Here is a 15,605-nt window from a genome sequence, read left to right as displayed (position 1 = left end):
ACCCACCGGTGTCGCGGGGGGCGTTGCGGTCCAACTCACTGTCCGCCGCGCCCGGCCATCGCATCGCGCAGCAATGAAGCGCCGGCCTCAAAGCCGGCCTTGTCGGCTTCCTCGAGGGGCGTCGTATAGTCATCAATCCGCGTTTCGAGCGCCGGGTCGGCGCCTGCCGCCAAAAGAAGGCGGATCGCATCGACACTGCGGATGGCCACCGCATAGTGAAGCGGCGTCCAGTCGTTCACGCCCCGCATGTTGGGGTCGGCGCCACCGTCGATCAGCACCCTGACGATTTCCAGCCTATCGGTTCGGTCGGTGGACAGCGCGGCAATGATCGCCGGAAACCCGCCATGATCGTGATAATTCGGATTTGAGCCGGCATCCAGCAAGGTCGAGATAAAGCCGGCCGGGCTCCAATAAATCGCATATTCCAGCGGATGGCCGAGGCCGAGCTCGAACGGCATGCGCTCGTCGAACCAGCGGGGCGAGCCGCCCAATGCTACACCGAGCCCCTCGAAATCGCCGGCCTTGAAGGCATCGTCGATCGCCTTGAACAGGCGATGGCGTTCGCATCGATCTTCCGGGATTTCCAACATCGCCGAGATCCAGGCCAAGGGCATATAGTGCTTCGAACTTCTGTGCGTGAAAAGGTGCGTCGCGATCTTCAGGTGCGCCTGGCGGCCCGATGAGATCAGTGACCTTTGGATATCAAGCGTTCATCGTCGTCTTGGTGGCGCACTTCTTGGCAAACATTAGTGCTCAAATTGACATCGGACGCCTCTTGGTCGCTTATTGTTGCAACTCAGACATGACCGTCAATGCGTAAATCTATGTCTTGGAGGTAGCTTACTTGCATGCCACCTGAGCTTGTCGAGCTGACAGCGAAACCTATTCTGCTTGTGGTCATATTCCTTGCCGGCGTGCTTGCGGGCATGGTCCTGGAGCGTTTCCTGTCGAGGAAGCGGCGGCAAGCATGGAGGCAAAGGAACCGCGCGCGCTGGGCGAGACAGCGCAGTGGAGATGACATCCTTAGCGGCCTGTGGGTCGCCCCGAAGCCTGTTTCCGCGCTACCGAAACGGACCGATGCAGCTGACCAGTTGCGGATTGTTATGAAGGCGAACTTCACTATTCAGCCGCTCCTCAACAGGAGCGAAGTGCGCGTCTTCAAGGAACTTGATCGCATGGTGATCGGCTGCAATCCGGGATGGCAGGTGATGGCCCAAGTGTCATTGGGCGAAATTCTGCGCAGCAAGGATGCCGACGCCTACAGCTGCATCAACTCGAAACGGGTGGACCTTCTTCTTGTAGATGAGAATTGTCTGCCGCGACATGCAGTCGAATACCAAGGTCATGCTCATCATCAAGGTGCGGCCGCAGCGCGGGACGCGGTCAAGAAGGAAGCACTGCGGCGAGCAGGCATCAGCTATCACGAGATCGTTGGCGGCCAAACGACACCTTCCGAACTCAGGCGGCTGGTTGAGAAGCTCGTGGACAAGCCTTCGGCGGCATAGCTGCTCGCCTATGTTTGCGTCGTGACGCCCCTGTCTCGGGTTCGACCAAAACTGCCTACCGCGGAAATGGTGGAGCCGGCCCGGGGACGGGGCCGGCTCCTAAAACCCGGTCGTTGGGGACGGGGAGGGTGGGGACTCGACCGGGCTTTCTCGTTGCGTCCTGAGCGGACGTATCTCTTATTTGCGTTGCCTTTGGCGGACGCTTTTTCTCGGTTTCGCGTCCTAACGGACGCTTCTTTTTGTTTTCGCGTCCTAACGGACGCTGGCAACCGCGTCGGCGCGGCCGTCGTTGATCGTCACCCACACGCCGGAATTCGTGTCGGACTGGCGCTTCAGATAGGTGTAGTCGGTGTCGGTCCAGGACAGCACCTTGGACTCCAGATTGTCGAGGATGAACTCGCCGAGGCTGGTGCGCACGGTCAGCACCGCATGGCCGTCGCCATTAGGCTGGCGCGCCACCGTCATCAGCAGATTGCCGGCCGGAACGCCGAGCGCCATCAATTCGCGGCGCTTCTCAAGCGCATAGTCCTCGCAATCGCCGAAGCCGCTGTCGGGGTAGGACCAGACTTCTTCCTTGCCCCACATTTCCATGTCGGTGCGCGGCACGATCCCGGTGTTGACCGAATTGTTGATGCTGACGATCGACGCCCACAGCTTGCGGGTCAGTTCGACCGGCGCCTGCTTGGGTGTGCGCTGCGCGCATTCCTGCGGCAGCTTCTGGCAGAATTCGTAATGACCGACCGGCTGTGTGGTGCGGCCGCCAGTGTGCATGTAGGCCGGTTCCGCTGCTTCCGCCGTTCCCCAAGCGGAAAGCTGCATCGCCATTGCCAAGAGCAACAGCTTGCCCCACGTCTTCGCCATTTGGTCAGTCTCCCCGTTTGAGGAGACAATGACACGGGTCGATTTATTTCACGCAAAAACCCGAAGTAGACATTGAGTAAAACCACAATAGAATAAGCGTAAAATTTGATCTATTTTAATATAAAATCGTTCAGGTCTCTGCGCAAAAACCACGGTGTCGAGGCACGGATTTCGGCCAGAGCGGTGGATTTGCGGCGTGTCGACCGCTGCAAGAAAAAGCAGACGGAATGCCTGGCAATAAAAAACCGGCCGCGAAGGCCGGTTCGTTTTTACCGCATGTTGCCGATCGTTCAGGCGCGCGGCGCGTTGAACTCGGAATCGAGCGTTTCCGGGCGCTGGATGACAGCGAATTCGATGGCGACGCCGTCCTCGAAATGACGCACCACCTGGCCGCGCATGGTTCCAAGCATCACCTGGATGCCGATCGCCGGCTTGACGTCGATCTCGACCGCCGCGCCCGACAGGGACAGGTCGATAATGCGGCACTGATACTGGCGCCCATCGGTGAGCTGCAGCACGCTGGTCGGGTTTCGCGGCGCCACGCGTTCGTGGCGGCGATCTTCCGGCAGGTCGAGCTCATGCTTGTTGGCAAGCCAGGTCAGCTGCGCGGCAAGCTTGTCCTTCTTGCGGTCCGAGGCAATGACGGTCATGGCAAAGCCGTCCTGCAAGGTGCGCGTCACCACGCCCTCGATGCGGCCGATATGATCGATATAGGCAATGACTTTTTCGCCCGGCATGCCGACGCGCTCGGTGCGCAGCGCGACATTGCCCGGCGACATGTCGACCACCTGGCAAGGGTGTTCGGTGCGGTCCTCCAGCATGAACCGTCCGTAGATCTTGACCCGGACGCGCTGAAAATTACGCCTTTCGGCGCGGGACGGCGCATATTCGACCGCCGCTGACCTCATGACTGCCTACACCCCGTTGGCATTCCCGCATCGCGCGTGGAACTTCACGCTGAAACGCTACAGCAAATCAGGTTAACAAAGGGGAAAAGCAGGCCGCCGATACTTAAGGTCGGAGCCTGGATTTGAGCCTAAAGCGTGTCGTGTTTGAACGCATTCAGGCGACATGCATTATTCGCCACGCCCTCCCTCGAACACGACGAGGTGGCGGATGCGTCGCGACCGACCGAGCGCCGAGATGGTCTCCGGCGCTTCGAGCTCGGTAGGAGCCAGCGAAGGAACGGATATTTCCGGCCGGTTTTTCAGGAACATCGGTTCCTTGTCGGGATCGATGACACGGATGGAATCGATCAAGGCGTCGGTGATCGGGTCTGCGCCCAGCCAGAACGGCTTTTCGACGGCGCTGACGACGCCAAGGCAGCGCGGGTTCTCGACACCGCCGTCGAGCGGCAGGGCGAGCAGCTCGAAGCGATTCGAACGGCCGTTGCGGCTGAACCCCTCATAGGTGATGAGCACTACGGATTTCTGCTCGAAGACGCCGTGAATGAGCCGCGACACCAGCCGCTGGTCCTTGTCGCGCCACAGCGACGGGAAGGAAAAGCCCTTGAGTTCGCGGCCATAGCCGGCGCAAAGCCTGGTGCCGGCAAGCCGGAACACCGCTTCGCCGCGCGTGTCCCTTTCCAGGATGAATGTATCGGCCAAAAGCCCCTTGATGTCGGCCGGTTCGACTTCCGATCGCTTCGGGGCAGGGCGCCCATCACGCAGCCGGTTCCAATATTGGAACAGCGTGATTGATCCGTTCTGGTTCATGCTATGCGGCTCCGCGCGATCTGTCTTTTGGTGTCCCATCGGTGAACAGAAAGGGCGCTCTCCGATGACCTACATGCGGTGCCTCGCAGGATGCGTGCCAGCGTCGTTAACACTTGTTCACGGGTCGGGGACGTTAAGGTTAACAAGTGGTTTACGTTGCGTGCGCGAGGCCGCCATGGCACAGCAAAACCACTCCAGAAGCGGTCGTTTCGCGACGATCGGCAGCACTTCAGTCAAGAGTTTTAGGGGGAGCAGGGGCTCGACCGGCCGTTCAAGGGAAACCTTGGACGGCTTCTTTTTGATTCACACCCGGTGATTCGCGCGCTTCGAAAACGGTCGAGGATCTCGACGCCAGGCTTCCTGCCGTCGGCGAGCGATGAATGCGCCGCCACCAGCTGAATCCCCCCAACTGATCCCTTCTCCCTCGCTTGCGGCCAGGGATATCGTCGGGAGGGTGGGCTACCTGTTTCCTGGCCTAACCGCCGCTGATTGCCGTCAGGATAAAAACCTCGGTGCCGGGCGCGAGCCTGGTTTCCAGGGTTGCCTTCTCGCCATCGACGAAAACGTTCATATGGCGGCGGATGGCTGGGCGGGAATCGCACATCCGGTCGCGCATGCCGGGCCAGAGCGCGTCCAACCCGTCGATCATTTCCTTCACAGTCGAGGCCGGCAGTTCGACCCGGCGCTGCGCGCCAGGAAACAGGTCGATGAGCACGCCCGGGAGCCGCGCGATAACATGGTGCACACTGCGGGCGGGGTTGTTCGACATTTGCACTACTCGCCCACCACCATCGTCTCGACGGACAGAATCGTGGGCAGATGCTGAGCGATCTCCGACCAGTTTTCGCCTTCGTTGGCACTGGCAAAGAGCGAGCCGCCGCTGGTGCCGAAATAGACTCCGGCCGGCTCGAGGCTGTCGGTCGCCATAGCCTGCCGCAACACGCCCGCATAGCAGTTCTCCTGCGGCAGACCCTTGCGCTCGTCGAGCCATGTGGCTCCAGCATCCTTCGTCTTCCAGACCGCCGCCTTCGCGTCCGGCACGTAACGGCCGGCGCTGTCGCCGTTGAGCGGCAGAAGGAAGAGCGTGTCGGCGTCGCGCGGATGCGTTGCCGCGGGAAAACCGAAGGTCGAGGGAAGGCCCTTCTCGATGCTCTGCCAGTTCTTGCCGCCATCGTCGGAACGGTACATGCCGCAATGGTTCTGCTGGTAGAGCCGGTCGGGTTTGCCGGGCGCCATCACCAGACAGTGTACGCACTGACCGAATTCTGGATAGTTTTGTCCTTCGGGCAGGAAGTCGGCGCGGGTGCCACGGTTGCGCGGCTCCCACGTCTTGCCGCCGTCCCAGGTGTAGAACACGCCTGCGGACGAGATGCCCACCCAGATCTGCTCCTCATCTCTGGGGTGCGTGACGATGGAATGGAGGATGAGGCCCGCGCCACCTGGGTTCCAGTCCTTGCGGCTCGGGTGATGCTGCAGGCCCTCGATGTGGCTCCAGGTGGCCCCGCCGTCGTCGGAGCGAAACAGGCCGGCCGGCTGCACGCCGGCGTAGAGGATGCCGTTGCGCTTGGCGAGGCTCCACACCGCCTTGATCGGTTCCTCGCCAGCCGCATAGGCCAAGCCCTCGCTTGAATGCGTCCAGGTCTGGCCAAGGTCGTCCGACTTCCAGACCGCCGGACCGAACCATTCGTTGCCGCCGGCGCCGTAGATCGCCCCGGTCTCGGGGTCGCCGACGACATGGTTCATCGGCCAGTGCTCGCAGAACGGACCGCGCAGCTTCCACGACCCGCGCTTGCCATCGCTCTCGGCGATGAAGGCGCCCTTTTTCGTGCCGATGAGCACGAGGATCTTTTCTGGCATTTTCTCCTCCCGATTGCGTCCCTTTCACCAAGGACGGCGGAGCGCGGGCCTAGCCGACAGGGCCAACGATTTTTTTCAGTCTAAACCCGTCGAGGTCAAGGTGAGAAGATCTGCCGCCTCCCTGGCTCTGGCATCGGGGACAGTGCGATCTGTGCTGTAATCACCTGACGCCGCGCTGGAGAGCGCCATGCGAGGTGTCGGAGGATGCAGGGCAGTTTCAACCGAAGCATCCTTGCTCTAAAGCTCGCGGAACGAATCCCTGGACCACGTGAATGAGCGAACCGATAAGCCCTGCCGATACCGAACACACCGAAGAGGCGCCGCCGCCGCCGCGCCGCGAGCCGGTGTTCAACCTGCCACCGGTGGTGCTGGCGGTGATCGGCATTTGCGTCGCCGTGTTCCTGCTGCAGCAATATGTGCTGACCGAGGACCAGCAGATAACATTGCTCACCGACGGGGCCTTCATTCCCGTCCTCTACACCGGCCAGTACGGCTTCGACTGGTTCCTCTTCACCCGTCCTTTCACCTATGCCTTCATGCATGGCGGCCTTGCCCACATTGCCATCAACATGGTTGCGCTGGCCGCCTTCGGTTCGCCGCTGGCCAACCGTCTCGGCTGGTTCTGGTTCGCATTGTTTTTCGCCGCCACCGGATTGGCCGCGGTGGTGCTGTTCTGGGCCGTCCATCCATACGGCGAAGCGCCGCTGGTCGGCGCTTCCGGCGCGATATCGGGCATGATGGGTGCTGCGGCGCGTTTCGGATTCCGTACCGACCGCTCGTCCGGCAGGGCTGCCTTTGCCGGTCCCGTGCTGCCGATCGCAATCGTTCTGCGCATGCGCGGCGTCGTCAATTTTCTCGGCGCCTGGATGATCATCAATCTCGTCACCGGCCTCTATGGTCTCGGGCTCGGCGCGCCCGGCCAGATCGCCTGGGAGGCGCATATTGGCGGGCTTGTCGCCGGTTTCTTCGGATTGCGCTGGTTCGACCGGCGCTGGCGGGCGCCTGAATGGGAAATAGCCGACGACCAGCACACCCCCGACCAGCACACTTGAAATGCAACCGTTCACGGCGCACGATGTTCACTCTTATGTGAAGCCGGTCTGGGGGAGCTGGCTAGCCAAGCAGGAGGAGGAGGACGCCATGACGGTTAAGGCAATTCTCGAGAAAAAAGGCCATGACGTGTTCACGCTCGGGCCGAATGAAAAGCTGAGCGAAGCCATTCGAATCCTGGTCGACCACAAGATCGGTGCACTGGTCATCACCAATGGCGATCGCAAGATCGTCGGTATCCTTTCCGAGCGTGACATCGTGCGGGTCGTTGCCAAGGAAGGTGCTGCGGCGCTCGATATCGCGGTGCGCTCGGCGATGACGCCGAAAGTGAAGATCTGCAACGAGAACCATACGGTCAACGAGGTGATGGAGATTATGACCAAAGGCCGGTTCCGCCATCTGCCGGTGGAAAAGGACGGGATGCTCGACGGCATCGTGTCTATCGGTGACGTGGTCAAGCGCCGCATCGAGGATGTCGAGCGCGAGGCTGAAGAGATCCGGGCCTATATCGCAACGGCTTGAGTCGACGAAGAAACCGCCGACTGGAAGACCGGCCGGCGGTATTTTACTCTATCGGTTGTCGAGTTCGGAGCGGACCAGCTGCAGTCCGCGCCTTGTGATGCGGTAGGGGCCGCCGTCGCAAGACGAAACCGCCTTCCTCCGCCTCAGTTTGCTAAACAGATCGAGATCGACGCCTGGATAGTGCCAGCCGTCGCGGGTCATGCATTTGACCGACGCGATCCGTCTTTTGTGGTTCTTTTCGACTTCAATGCGCCCGCCCTGTGCGAGCAGGTGCAGGATGCGCTGTTCAGTGCGCGAAATATCCATTGGAGAAATTCCCGGGAAAACGAAAAATGCCGCCGCCGCGAAGCTTCGCGGCACGGGGTTTCAGGTCTTCTTGCCCTGCCTCGCTACGAGGTCAGGGCCTTACCGGGACTGAGCGTAAGTGGACATCCACTCTCCATTGGGATGGGCGTCCTATAGGCGAAAGTGGCGGAAAAGGCCAGACTGCGGCTTTGGCCTTGTCTCTTTTGGTGGTTTGCACTAGCGAAGTTTTCACATCCAAATATGCGTCTCATGCATATCCGAGAATTCTAGGTACGCAGGCCACCATGACCCTCATCGATACCCGCACGCCCGACGCCAAGCGCCTGATCTCCGGCGCCACCGGCGATTGGGAAATCATCATTGGTCTCGAAGTGCACGCGCAGGTCATCTCGGAAGCAAAATTGTTTTCCGGCGCTTCGACCGCTTTCGGTGCGGCCCCCAACGCCAATGTCAGCCTGGTCGATGCGGCCATGCCGGGCATGCTGCCGGTGATCAACGAGGAATGCGTCAAGCAGGCGATCCGCACCGGTCTCGGGCTGAAGGCGCAGATCAACCACAAGTCGGTTTTCGACCGGAAGAACTATTTCTATCCGGATCTGCCGCAGGGCTATCAGATCTCGCAGTTCAAGCAGCCGATCGTCGGCGAAGGCACGGTGATCGTTTCTGTCGGCCCCGACCGCCAGGGCGAGTTCGAGGATATCGAGGTCGGCATCGAGCGCCTGCACCTGGAGCAGGATGCCGGCAAGTCGATGCACGACCAGCATCCGACCATGTCCTATGTCGACCTCAACCGTTCGGGCGTGGCGCTGATGGAGATCGTCTCCAAGCCTGACCTGCGTTCCGGTGACGAGGCCAAGGCCTATGTCACCAAGCTGCGCACCATCATGCGCTATCTCGGCACCTGCGACGGCAACATGGACGAAGGCTCGATGCGCGCCGACGTCAACGTCTCGGTACGCCGGCCCGGTGGCGAGTTCGGAACGCGCTGCGAGATCAAGAACATGAACTCGATCCGCTTCATCGGCCAGGCCATCGACTATGAGGCGCGCCGCCAGATCGCCATCCTTGAGGACGGCGGCAAGATCGAGCAGGAAACGCGGCTGTACGATGCGGTCAAGGGCGAGACGCGCTCGATGCGTTCGAAGGAAGAGGCGCATGACTACCGCTATTTCCCCGATCCCGATCTTTTGCCGTTGGAATTCGACCAGGCCTATGTCGATGCTTTGGCCAAGGACCTGCCGGAACTGCCCGACGACAAGAAGGCGCGGCTGGTCTCTTCGCTCGGGCTGTCGACCTACGACGCCTCGATCCTGGTGTCGGAAAAGCCGATCGCCGATTATTTCGAGCAGGTCGCCAGCGGCCGCGACGGCAAGCTAGCCGCCAACTGGGTCATCAACGATCTGCTTGGCCAGCTCAACAAGGCTGGCAAAGATATTGAAAATGCTCCTGTCACACCGGAGCAGCTCGGTGCCGTCATCGATCTGATCAAGGAAGGCACCATCTCCGGCAAGATCGCCAAGGATCTGTTCGAGATCGTCTGGAACGAGGGCGGCGATCCGCGCCAGCTGGTCGAAAGCCGAGGGATGAAGCAGGTCACCGACACCGGCGCCATCGAGAAGGCCGTGGATGAGGTCATCGCCGCCAACCCCGACAAGGTCGAGCAGGCGCGCGCCAAGCCGACCATGGCCGGCTGGTTCGTCGGCCAGGTGATGAAAGCGACCGGCGGCAAGGCCAACCCGCAGGCGGTCAACGATCTCGTCAAGGCCAAGCTCGGTATCGAGTAAAACGATGTTCGTCCGCACCGCCGGGGAACGCGACCTTGCCGCCATCCGCGCGCTGCTGGTCGAAACCTGGCATGCAACCTACGACGCCATCTATGGCCCCAAGCGGGTGACCGAAATCACCGACGATTGGCATTCGATCGCATCGCTCAAGGCGCGGCTGACGCGGCCCAATTCCGAGTTCCTGGTTGCCGATGACGGCAAGCGCATCGGCGGCATGGCTTTCGCCGCCGCGACGACGGACCCAAAGATCGTGCTGCTGAACCAGCTCTATGTGCTGCCCGCCTGCCAGCGGCAAGGCATCGGCCAGGCCTTGCTGGACGAGGTCGAGGCCAGCTTTCCCGAGGCAAACACGCTGCGTGTCGAGGTGGAAGAAGCCAACACGCCGGCCATTGCATTCTACCGTTCGAAGGGATTTTTGCCGGCCGGCAGCACCGCCGATTGCGGCGGCGGTTCGGGATTGCCTGCGTTGATCTTCGAGAAGCCGCTGGGATAGGTGGCTAACGGCGGGTGTCAGGCCGAGCGCAGCGGCGGCGTCAACTCGCGCATCAGCAGTTGCAGCTCTCGCTGGTCTCCGGTGGCGGTCTTGTCGAAGATCGTCGCCAGTTGCGACTTGATGGTGCCGTCCGAGACGCCGCTGGCAGCCGCGATTTCGCGCCGCGTCCGGCCGGCGAAGACGTGGCCGGCGACGCGCTTTTCCGCAGCGGTCAATCCGAACAGCGCGGCGATCGCTTCCAGCGCCGGCACGGGTGCTGCGCCGGCGGCGGCAATGAAGATGGCGGCGGCGGCGCGTTGCGACATGCGGGCCGAAGTTGCGCGTCGCGCCAGCGGCATGACATGCGCCACCGCCGGAATCATGGACCGGACCAGAGGGATGTTGATGCCGGAAGCTCCGAGCGCGAATTCGTTGCGGGTGCCGAGCTGCACGGCGCGGCCAATCGCGGTGTTGGCATTCGCGTAGGCGAAGGAGAGATGGCCGCGAACCGAGGACACCGAGGTGTTCTCCGTGAGCAACGCCTCGGCTGCCGGATTGGCGAAGATGATCTGCATGTCGTCGGCGACGATCAACACCGGATGGTCTAAGCTCTCGATCATCGAGGCAAAGATGTCGGCCTTGCGCCGCTCGGCCTCGAACAGGTCGCCGATGGTCACCGCGCGCCGGACATGAGGTGCGAGCGTGGAAACCAGGTCGATATCCCTGGCCGAAATCTGGGGCCTGTCCTTGTCGGTCACCACCATCAGCGTGCCGGTGCGCGCCGGCTGCTTCATCAGCGCCACCCAGAAGAAATCATCGAGACGGTTGGGTTCCACCCACTCGCGCACGATGCGGCTTTCGATCCAGTTCTGCCGGGCATCGGGACCTTGCAGCGCATAGACGCTATCGACGGTGAACGGCATGTCGATGTCCATCTTCGGCACCGCCTTGAAGAACGGCACTTCGGAGGCATAGTCGCGCTGCAGCGGCTCGAGCAGGGCCGGGTCGCCACAACACATCGAAAACCGAGCCGAATTGCTTGATGTGTCGACGACCGCCAGCATGGCAAGCCGGCCGATCGCCAATTTGCAGATTGATTCAAGCGTCGACTGCCACCGGCCGACATCGGCAATCGAATCGTAAATTGCCTCCACGATCTGCGGCATAGCGCGACCGTTGATGTTGGGCTGGATAGACATAGAGCCTCGTTTGCATCGCGGCGTAGTGGCAGGTCACACATTATCTCTGCCTAAGGTAACACAACATTGCCGGGTACGCCGCGTCTGTGAAACATCTCACAGCGACGTTTTGGTGTGTTATCGCTATCAGACCAGCCGATATGACCTTGAATGACCACTGTTTACGGGCGCTCACGCCAAGCTGCGATACAAATCAAAGTGAACGAATTTGGAATTTTTCAGGGAATAGATGAGGAAACTTCCACATTATCGATCAGCCTGGTCTTGCCAAGCCAGGCCGCAGCGAGGAGGCGGCCATCGCTGTCACGCCGCCAGGGGGCAAGGGTCAGGCTTTCTCGCGCGGCGACATAATCGACGCGGTCGAAGCCTGCCTCGAGAAGCGCGGCGGCGGCCTTGGCGGTCACGCTGCTTTCGTCGGTGCCTGCCGCAAGCTCCACCGCTGCCTGGCGCAGGATGACGTTGAGCTGGCGTGCGACACCGAGCTCGGCGGCGCCGAGATAGGCATTGCGCGACGACATTGCGAGGCCGTCCGCGTCGCGCACGGTCGGCGCGCCGACAATGTCCACCGGCAGGTCGAGATCCCTGCAGAGTTTTCGGACGACGCAAAGCTGCTGGTAGTCCTTTTCGCCGAAAATGGCGCGATCGGGCAGGGCTTGCAGGAAGAGCTTGGCCACGACAGTGGCGACGCCCTCGAAGAAGGTCGGCCTGAAATCCGATTCCAGTCCCGAAGACGGGCCGCCGACCGAAATCCTTGTCGCAAAGCCCGCCGGGTACATTTCGGAAACGGTCGGCGTGAAGGCAAGATGGGCGCCGGCTTGCGCCAGCCGGTCGAGGTCGCGCGCCAGCTGGCGCGGATATTTGTCGAGGTCTTCGGTAGGGGCGAACTGGGCAGGATTGACGAAGATCGAGACAATGCAGCGATCGGCCGCCGAGAGCGCGGCCCTGACCAGCGAGATATGGCCGTCATGCAGCGCGCCCATGGTAGGCACCATGGCAACGCTGAGGCCGTCGCGCCGCCAGTCGCGGATTGCGGCGCGAAGGGCAAGCACAGTGTCGACAACGACAGGCTGGTTCATGCGTTATCCTTGCCCGTTTTGGCTGAAAAGACATGGCCTGGTCCGGGGAAGGTGCGACTGCGCACCTCTGCCGCATAACGCGCGGCGGCATCGGCGACCACGCTGCGCAAATCGGCATATTCCTTGACGAATTTCGGCACTCGGTCGACGGTCAGGCCTACCATGTCGTCGATGACCAGGATCTGGCCGTCGCAATCGCTGCTGGCGCCGATGCCGATGGTCGGAATGGCGATGCGCCGGGTCAGGTCGGCGGCGACAGTCTCGACCGTGCCTTCGATGACCAGCGAAAAGGCGCCGGCCTTTTCGACCGCATCGGCGTCGCGCATGAGGGCTGCGACATTCTCCGGCGTGCGGCCCTTGATCTTGTAGCCGCCGTCCTTTTCCACGGATTGCGGCTGCAGGCCGATATGGCCCATCACCGGAATGCCGGCGGTAACGATGGCCGCGATCTGGCCGGCGACGTCAACGCCGCCTTCCAGTTTCACCGCCTGGCAGCCGGTTTGCTCGGAGATGCGGCGCGCCGCGGCAACGGCTTGCGCGACTGACGTCTCATAGCTGCCGGCCGGCATGTCGACCACCACGCAAGCCTTTGCCGAGCCGCGCATCACCGCCTGGCCATGGGCGATCATCATCTCCAATGAGGCGCCCAGCGTGGTCTTGTGGCCATGCAGCACCATGGCAACGCTGTCGCCGACCAGGAGAAGGTCGACATAGTCGTCGAGCAGGCGGGCGACAGGATAGGTGTAAGCGGTCAGACAGACGATCGGCACGCCGCCCTTGCGGGCGCGAATCGTCTCCGCGCTGATCCTGACGACAGCTGGGGCCATTCCTCACCTCCCGCAGCCGGCGTTGACCAGCGCCGGGCGATGAGAGCTTTAGGAAGACGCAGCCGGCTTGGCAAGCGTGGTGCTCGCAGTTGCGAAATGGATCGACCGATGCCCATGCTTTCAGCGTGCCGTCAGTGCCGCAGTCGCCGCAAAACCCTTGCCTTCGCGATGACCTGACGCCATAAGCAGGGAAGCAGGCACCGCCGCGCGCGCCGCGAGGATTTTTGATGAAAACCTTCCTTACGCAGTTTTTCACCTGGTGGAACAGCCAGACGCTGGGAACGCGTTTCCACACCTGGCGCCACGGCACCGGGGTCGGCCAAGATGCGACCGGCAATGTCTACTACGAAGGCGGCGTCGATTCGGAAGGCCGCACCCGCCGCTGGGTCATTTACGCCAACTATTCGGAAGCCTCGGCGATTCCCCCGGGCTGGCATGGCTGGATCCATCATCGTGTTGATGTCGCGCCGCCGAGCGACGACTATCGTCCGCGCGAATGGGAAAAGGCGCACGAACCGAACCTCACGGGAACACCGGCCGCCTATCGCCCGAAGGGTTCCGTGCTCACCAATCAGCACCGTCCGCAGGTCACGGGCGACTATGATGCGTGGACGCCTGGTTCTTGACCACCGGGCGGTCTTTTGTCGCCACAATTGGCGTTTAGCTGCTTGTTGGTATGACAACGGCGAATAGCCTTGGGCGTGACAGAATCACCCAAGCCCAAACCACCGGTATATCAGCATGAACATTTTCAGCCTGACATCGATGGCCGGACTGACGGCAGTTGCCGCTGTTGCCATCTGCCCGACCGGGTTTGCGGCAGCCCAGGAGCCCGCCGCGGCGCCGGCAATCTCGGAACGTATCACCAACCCGGTCGCCCAATTCGCCGGCATCGACAAGATCACCGGCCGCATCATCACCTTCGATGTCTATATCGACGAAACGGTGCAGTTCGGCGCTTTGCAGGTGACGCCGCGCATCTGCTATTCGCGGCCGGAGAACGAGGAGCCAAAGACCGATTCCTTCGTCGAGGTCGACGAAATCACGCTGGACCGCAAGATCCGGCGTATCTTCACCGGCTGGATGTTCGCCGAAAGCCCCGGCCTCAACGCCGTCGAGCATGCCGTCTATGACGTGTGGCTGAAGGGCTGCAAGCAGAAGTCGGATGTGCCGCCGCCCGATGCGGCCAAGGCCGAAACCCCCAAAGTCGATACCTCCAAGCCAAAGCCCGCCGCTGCTCCGGCTGTGGAACAGCCAGATCCCACGGAGCCTGACGCGACCGACACCAACTGATCCTCCGGAACCGTCGTAGCCACCACGCGTTTGGCCATGAACGACCGCGCATTTATGCGCTTGGAGGATTTTGCGATGTCAGATAGCAAGCGGATCACTGCCAACAAGAAAGAACTGCTCGACCTCGAAAAGGGGTTCTGGACGGGCGACTCGGCCTATTACGCGGCCAACGCCGACACAGAATGCCTGGTGGCATTTCCTGAGATGGCAAAGGCGATGGACAATGCCGATCTCGCTAAGACCGCGACCAAGCCCAACCGCTGGCGCGACCTGCAGATCGACCTCAAGGGCATCATCGAGCCCGGCAGCGACATTATCATGCTGACTTATGAGGCTCATGCGACACGGGAAAACGGCGAAGCCTACGCGGCTCTGGTCAGCACCGGCTATGTTCATCGCGTCACCGGATGGAAGATGATGTTCCATTCGCAGACGCCGATGGAGACCGCAGCGAAAAGCTGATCACTCAAGCCGTCGATGAGTGGGTCGGGCACGTCCGGTCTCCCGTTCAGGGGTAGAAAACGGCTTCCCCCTTCAGGGCGTCGGCCAGCATCTTCTCGTATTTGCCACGCGGCACGTCGACCGCGCCGAAGCGCTTGAGGTGTTCGGTGGTGAACTGCGTGTCGAGAAGCGCGAAGCCGCGCGCCTTCAGCCGCTCGACGAGATAATAAAGGCAGGTCTTGGACGCATCGGTCTCCCGGGCAAACATGCTTTCGCCGAAGAACACCCGCCCGAGCGAGACGCCATAGAGGCCGCCGACCAGCCGTTCCTCCCGCCATGCCTCGACCGAATGGCAATGCCCGAGCCGGTGCAGTTCGATATAGGCTTCGCGGATCGGCGCGTTGATCCAGGTCGAGCGGCGCTCCTCGCGCTTTTCGGCGCAGCCGTCGATCGTCGCCTCGAAATCGAAGTCGAAGCGGATGTCGAAAGGGTGCTTGCGGATCGTCTTCTTCAGGCTCTTCGGCGTGTGGAACGCCTCGAGCGGGATGATGCCGCGCGTCTCCGGCCGCACCCAGAACACTTCCGGGTCTGAAGCGCTCTCGGCCATCGGGAAGACGCCCGAGGCATAGGCCTTGAGCAAAAGGTCGGTCGGAATGCGATAGCCGGGCGCGTAGGGGCGGGTCATCGCGGCATCATA

The 15,605-nt window shown here is 61.8% G+C and carries 19 protein-coding genes; 8 read left to right on the top strand and 11 right to left on the bottom strand.

The annotated features are described in order from the left end of the window. Positions 1–35: 35 nt before the first annotated feature. Complete coding sequence (locus tag AC1DXM_RS28305; RefSeq protein ID WP_477238396.1) at positions 36–590, bottom strand: ankyrin repeat domain-containing protein; 555 nt, start codon at positions 588–590, stop codon at positions 36–38. Between the two features lie 258 nt (positions 591–848). Here AC1DXM_RS28305 and AC1DXM_RS28300 point away from each other — a divergent pair, with 258 nt between their 5' ends. Continuing rightward, complete coding sequence (locus AC1DXM_RS28300) at positions 849–1,505, top strand: DUF2726 domain-containing protein (RefSeq protein WP_477238296.1); 657 nt, start codon at positions 849–851, stop codon at positions 1,503–1,505. Positions 1,506–1,757: 252 nt separating this feature from the next. Here the strand turns inward: AC1DXM_RS28300 and AC1DXM_RS28295 are convergent, their stop codons facing one another. From AC1DXM_RS28295 to AC1DXM_RS28275, 5 genes are all read right to left on the bottom strand, one after another. Further along, positions 1,758–2,366: a transglutaminase-like cysteine peptidase gene (locus AC1DXM_RS28295; RefSeq protein ID WP_477238294.1), complete on the bottom strand. Its 609-nt coding sequence runs from the start codon at positions 2,364–2,366 to the stop codon at positions 1,758–1,760. A 290-nt stretch (positions 2,367–2,656) separates the two neighbouring features. After that, positions 2,657–3,274 (bottom strand): PilZ domain-containing protein, encoded by a 618-nt coding sequence (locus tag AC1DXM_RS28290; RefSeq protein ID WP_142864907.1) that lies wholly within the window; start codon positions 3,272–3,274, stop codon positions 2,657–2,659. Positions 3,275–3,442: 168 nt separating this feature from the next. Then, the gene (locus AC1DXM_RS28285; protein ID WP_477238292.1) at positions 3,443–4,081 is read right to left on the bottom strand and encodes a PAS domain-containing protein; all 639 of its coding nucleotides are present in this window, start codon (positions 4,079–4,081) and stop codon (positions 3,443–3,445) included. A gap of 475 nt (positions 4,082–4,556) precedes the next feature. Beyond that, positions 4,557–4,850 (bottom strand): MoaD/ThiS family protein, encoded by a 294-nt coding sequence (locus tag AC1DXM_RS28280; RefSeq protein ID WP_477238290.1) that lies wholly within the window; start codon positions 4,848–4,850, stop codon positions 4,557–4,559. Positions 4,851–4,855: 5 nt separating this feature from the next. After that, on the bottom strand, positions 4,856–5,938 hold the full coding sequence (locus tag AC1DXM_RS28275; RefSeq protein ID WP_477238288.1) for a WD40/YVTN/BNR-like repeat-containing protein: 1,083 nt from the start codon (positions 5,936–5,938) through the stop codon (positions 4,856–4,858). Positions 5,939–6,210: 272 nt separating this feature from the next. Here AC1DXM_RS28275 and AC1DXM_RS28270 point away from each other — a divergent pair, with 272 nt between their 5' ends. Beyond that, positions 6,211–6,990 (top strand): rhomboid family intramembrane serine protease, encoded by a 780-nt coding sequence (locus AC1DXM_RS28270; RefSeq protein WP_477238286.1) that lies wholly within the window; start codon positions 6,211–6,213, stop codon positions 6,988–6,990. A gap of 88 nt (positions 6,991–7,078) precedes the next feature. After that, positions 7,079–7,510, top strand: coding sequence for a CBS domain-containing protein (locus AC1DXM_RS28265; protein WP_112564313.1), 432 nt, complete (start codon positions 7,079–7,081; stop codon positions 7,508–7,510). Positions 7,511–7,558: 48 nt separating this feature from the next. Here the strand turns inward: AC1DXM_RS28265 and AC1DXM_RS28260 are convergent, their stop codons facing one another. Continuing rightward, on the bottom strand, positions 7,559–7,816 hold the full coding sequence (locus AC1DXM_RS28260) for a YjhX family toxin (RefSeq protein ID WP_477238284.1): 258 nt from the start codon (positions 7,814–7,816) through the stop codon (positions 7,559–7,561). A gap of 284 nt (positions 7,817–8,100) precedes the next feature. Here AC1DXM_RS28260 and gatB point away from each other — a divergent pair, with 284 nt between their 5' ends. Beyond that, positions 8,101–9,600, top strand: a complete 1,500-nt coding sequence (gene gatB, locus AC1DXM_RS28255) for an Asp-tRNA(Asn)/Glu-tRNA(Gln) amidotransferase subunit GatB (protein WP_477238283.1) — start codon at positions 8,101–8,103, stop codon at positions 9,598–9,600. Between the two features lie 4 nt (positions 9,601–9,604). Beyond that, on the top strand, positions 9,605–10,093 hold the full coding sequence (locus tag AC1DXM_RS28250) for an N-acetyltransferase family protein (protein WP_477238282.1): 489 nt from the start codon (positions 9,605–9,607) through the stop codon (positions 10,091–10,093). A 17-nt stretch (positions 10,094–10,110) separates the two neighbouring features. Here the strand turns inward: AC1DXM_RS28250 and AC1DXM_RS28245 are convergent, their stop codons facing one another. The 3 genes from AC1DXM_RS28245 to panB all read right to left on the bottom strand — a co-directional run bounded on the left by AC1DXM_RS28245 (position 10,111) and on the right by panB (position 13,174). Continuing rightward, positions 10,111–11,271, bottom strand: coding sequence for a helix-turn-helix transcriptional regulator (locus tag AC1DXM_RS28245; protein WP_477238281.1), 1,161 nt, complete (start codon positions 11,269–11,271; stop codon positions 10,111–10,113). Positions 11,272–11,489: 218 nt separating this feature from the next. Continuing rightward, positions 11,490–12,347, bottom strand: a complete 858-nt coding sequence (panC, locus tag AC1DXM_RS28240; protein ID WP_477238279.1) for a pantoate--beta-alanine ligase — start codon at positions 12,345–12,347, stop codon at positions 11,490–11,492. After that, the gene (gene panB, locus AC1DXM_RS28235; RefSeq protein WP_477238277.1) at positions 12,344–13,174 is read right to left on the bottom strand and encodes a 3-methyl-2-oxobutanoate hydroxymethyltransferase; all 831 of its coding nucleotides are present in this window, start codon (positions 13,172–13,174) and stop codon (positions 12,344–12,346) included. The genes panC and panB overlap by 4 nt, the downstream gene beginning before the upstream one ends. Before the next feature lie 227 nt (positions 13,175–13,401). Here panB and AC1DXM_RS28230 point away from each other — a divergent pair, with 227 nt between their 5' ends. The 3 genes from AC1DXM_RS28230 to AC1DXM_RS28220 all read left to right on the top strand — a co-directional run bounded on the left by AC1DXM_RS28230 (position 13,402) and on the right by AC1DXM_RS28220 (position 14,929). After that, positions 13,402–13,800 (top strand): NADH:ubiquinone oxidoreductase subunit NDUFA12, encoded by a 399-nt coding sequence (locus AC1DXM_RS28230; protein WP_477238275.1) that lies wholly within the window; start codon positions 13,402–13,404, stop codon positions 13,798–13,800. Between the two features lie 115 nt (positions 13,801–13,915). Then, the gene (locus tag AC1DXM_RS28225) at positions 13,916–14,467 is read left to right on the top strand and encodes a DUF2155 domain-containing protein (protein ID WP_477238273.1); all 552 of its coding nucleotides are present in this window, start codon (positions 13,916–13,918) and stop codon (positions 14,465–14,467) included. Between the two features lie 75 nt (positions 14,468–14,542). After that, complete coding sequence (locus AC1DXM_RS28220) at positions 14,543–14,929, top strand: hypothetical protein (RefSeq protein ID WP_436261993.1); 387 nt, start codon at positions 14,543–14,545, stop codon at positions 14,927–14,929. Positions 14,930–14,975: 46 nt separating this feature from the next. On the opposite strand, the gene aat is transcribed toward AC1DXM_RS28220, so the two are convergent. Then, on the bottom strand, positions 14,976–15,593 hold the full coding sequence (gene aat, locus AC1DXM_RS28215; RefSeq protein ID WP_142864893.1) for a leucyl/phenylalanyl-tRNA--protein transferase: 618 nt from the start codon (positions 15,591–15,593) through the stop codon (positions 14,976–14,978). Between the last annotated feature and the right edge of the window lie 12 nt (positions 15,594–15,605).

This window comes from Mesorhizobium sp. P3_A2 (assembly GCF_056403115.1).
The sequence above is the reverse complement of the archived record's forward strand: the minus strand, read 5'-3'. Positions and strand labels throughout refer to the sequence as shown.

Excerpts from the sequence above, each read along its gene's own strand:
- gatB (WP_477238283.1), top strand. The coding sequence starts at position 8,101 with ATGACCCTCATCGATACCCGCACGCCCGACGCCAAGCGCCTGATCTCC.
- AC1DXM_RS28230 (WP_477238275.1), top strand. The coding sequence starts at position 13,402 with ATGAAAACCTTCCTTACGCAGTTTTTCACCTGGTGGAACAGCCAGACG.
- AC1DXM_RS28245 (WP_477238281.1), bottom strand. The coding sequence starts at position 11,271 with ATGTCTATCCAGCCCAACATCAACGGTCGCGCTATGCCGCAGATCGTG.
- AC1DXM_RS28225 (WP_477238273.1), top strand. The coding sequence starts at position 13,916 with ATGAACATTTTCAGCCTGACATCGATGGCCGGACTGACGGCAGTTGCC.
- AC1DXM_RS28295 (WP_477238294.1), bottom strand. The coding sequence starts at position 2,366 with ATGGCGAAGACGTGGGGCAAGCTGTTGCTCTTGGCAATGGCGATGCAG.
- AC1DXM_RS28285 (WP_477238292.1), bottom strand. The coding sequence starts at position 4,081 with ATGAACCAGAACGGATCAATCACGCTGTTCCAATATTGGAACCGGCTG.
- AC1DXM_RS28270 (WP_477238286.1), top strand. The coding sequence starts at position 6,211 with ATGAGCGAACCGATAAGCCCTGCCGATACCGAACACACCGAAGAGGCG.
- aat (WP_142864893.1), bottom strand. The coding sequence starts at position 15,593 with ATGACCCGCCCCTACGCGCCCGGCTATCGCATTCCGACCGACCTTTTG.
- AC1DXM_RS28300 (WP_477238296.1), top strand. The coding sequence starts at position 849 with ATGCCACCTGAGCTTGTCGAGCTGACAGCGAAACCTATTCTGCTTGTG.
- AC1DXM_RS28305 (WP_477238396.1), bottom strand. The coding sequence starts at position 590 with ATGTTGGAAATCCCGGAAGATCGATGCGAACGCCATCGCCTGTTCAAG.
- AC1DXM_RS28250 (WP_477238282.1), top strand. The coding sequence starts at position 9,605 with ATGTTCGTCCGCACCGCCGGGGAACGCGACCTTGCCGCCATCCGCGCG.
- AC1DXM_RS28290 (WP_142864907.1), bottom strand. The coding sequence starts at position 3,274 with ATGAGGTCAGCGGCGGTCGAATATGCGCCGTCCCGCGCCGAAAGGCGT.
- AC1DXM_RS28260 (WP_477238284.1), bottom strand. The coding sequence starts at position 7,816 with ATGGATATTTCGCGCACTGAACAGCGCATCCTGCACCTGCTCGCACAG.
- panC (WP_477238279.1), bottom strand. The coding sequence starts at position 12,347 with ATGAACCAGCCTGTCGTTGTCGACACTGTGCTTGCCCTTCGCGCCGCA.
- panB (WP_477238277.1), bottom strand. The coding sequence starts at position 13,174 with ATGGCCCCAGCTGTCGTCAGGATCAGCGCGGAGACGATTCGCGCCCGC.
- AC1DXM_RS28275 (WP_477238288.1), bottom strand. The coding sequence starts at position 5,938 with ATGCCAGAAAAGATCCTCGTGCTCATCGGCACGAAAAAGGGCGCCTTC.
- AC1DXM_RS28265 (WP_112564313.1), top strand. The coding sequence starts at position 7,079 with ATGACGGTTAAGGCAATTCTCGAGAAAAAAGGCCATGACGTGTTCACG.
- AC1DXM_RS28220 (WP_436261993.1), top strand. The coding sequence starts at position 14,543 with ATGTCAGATAGCAAGCGGATCACTGCCAACAAGAAAGAACTGCTCGAC.
- AC1DXM_RS28280 (WP_477238290.1), bottom strand. The coding sequence starts at position 4,850 with ATGTCGAACAACCCCGCCCGCAGTGTGCACCATGTTATCGCGCGGCTC.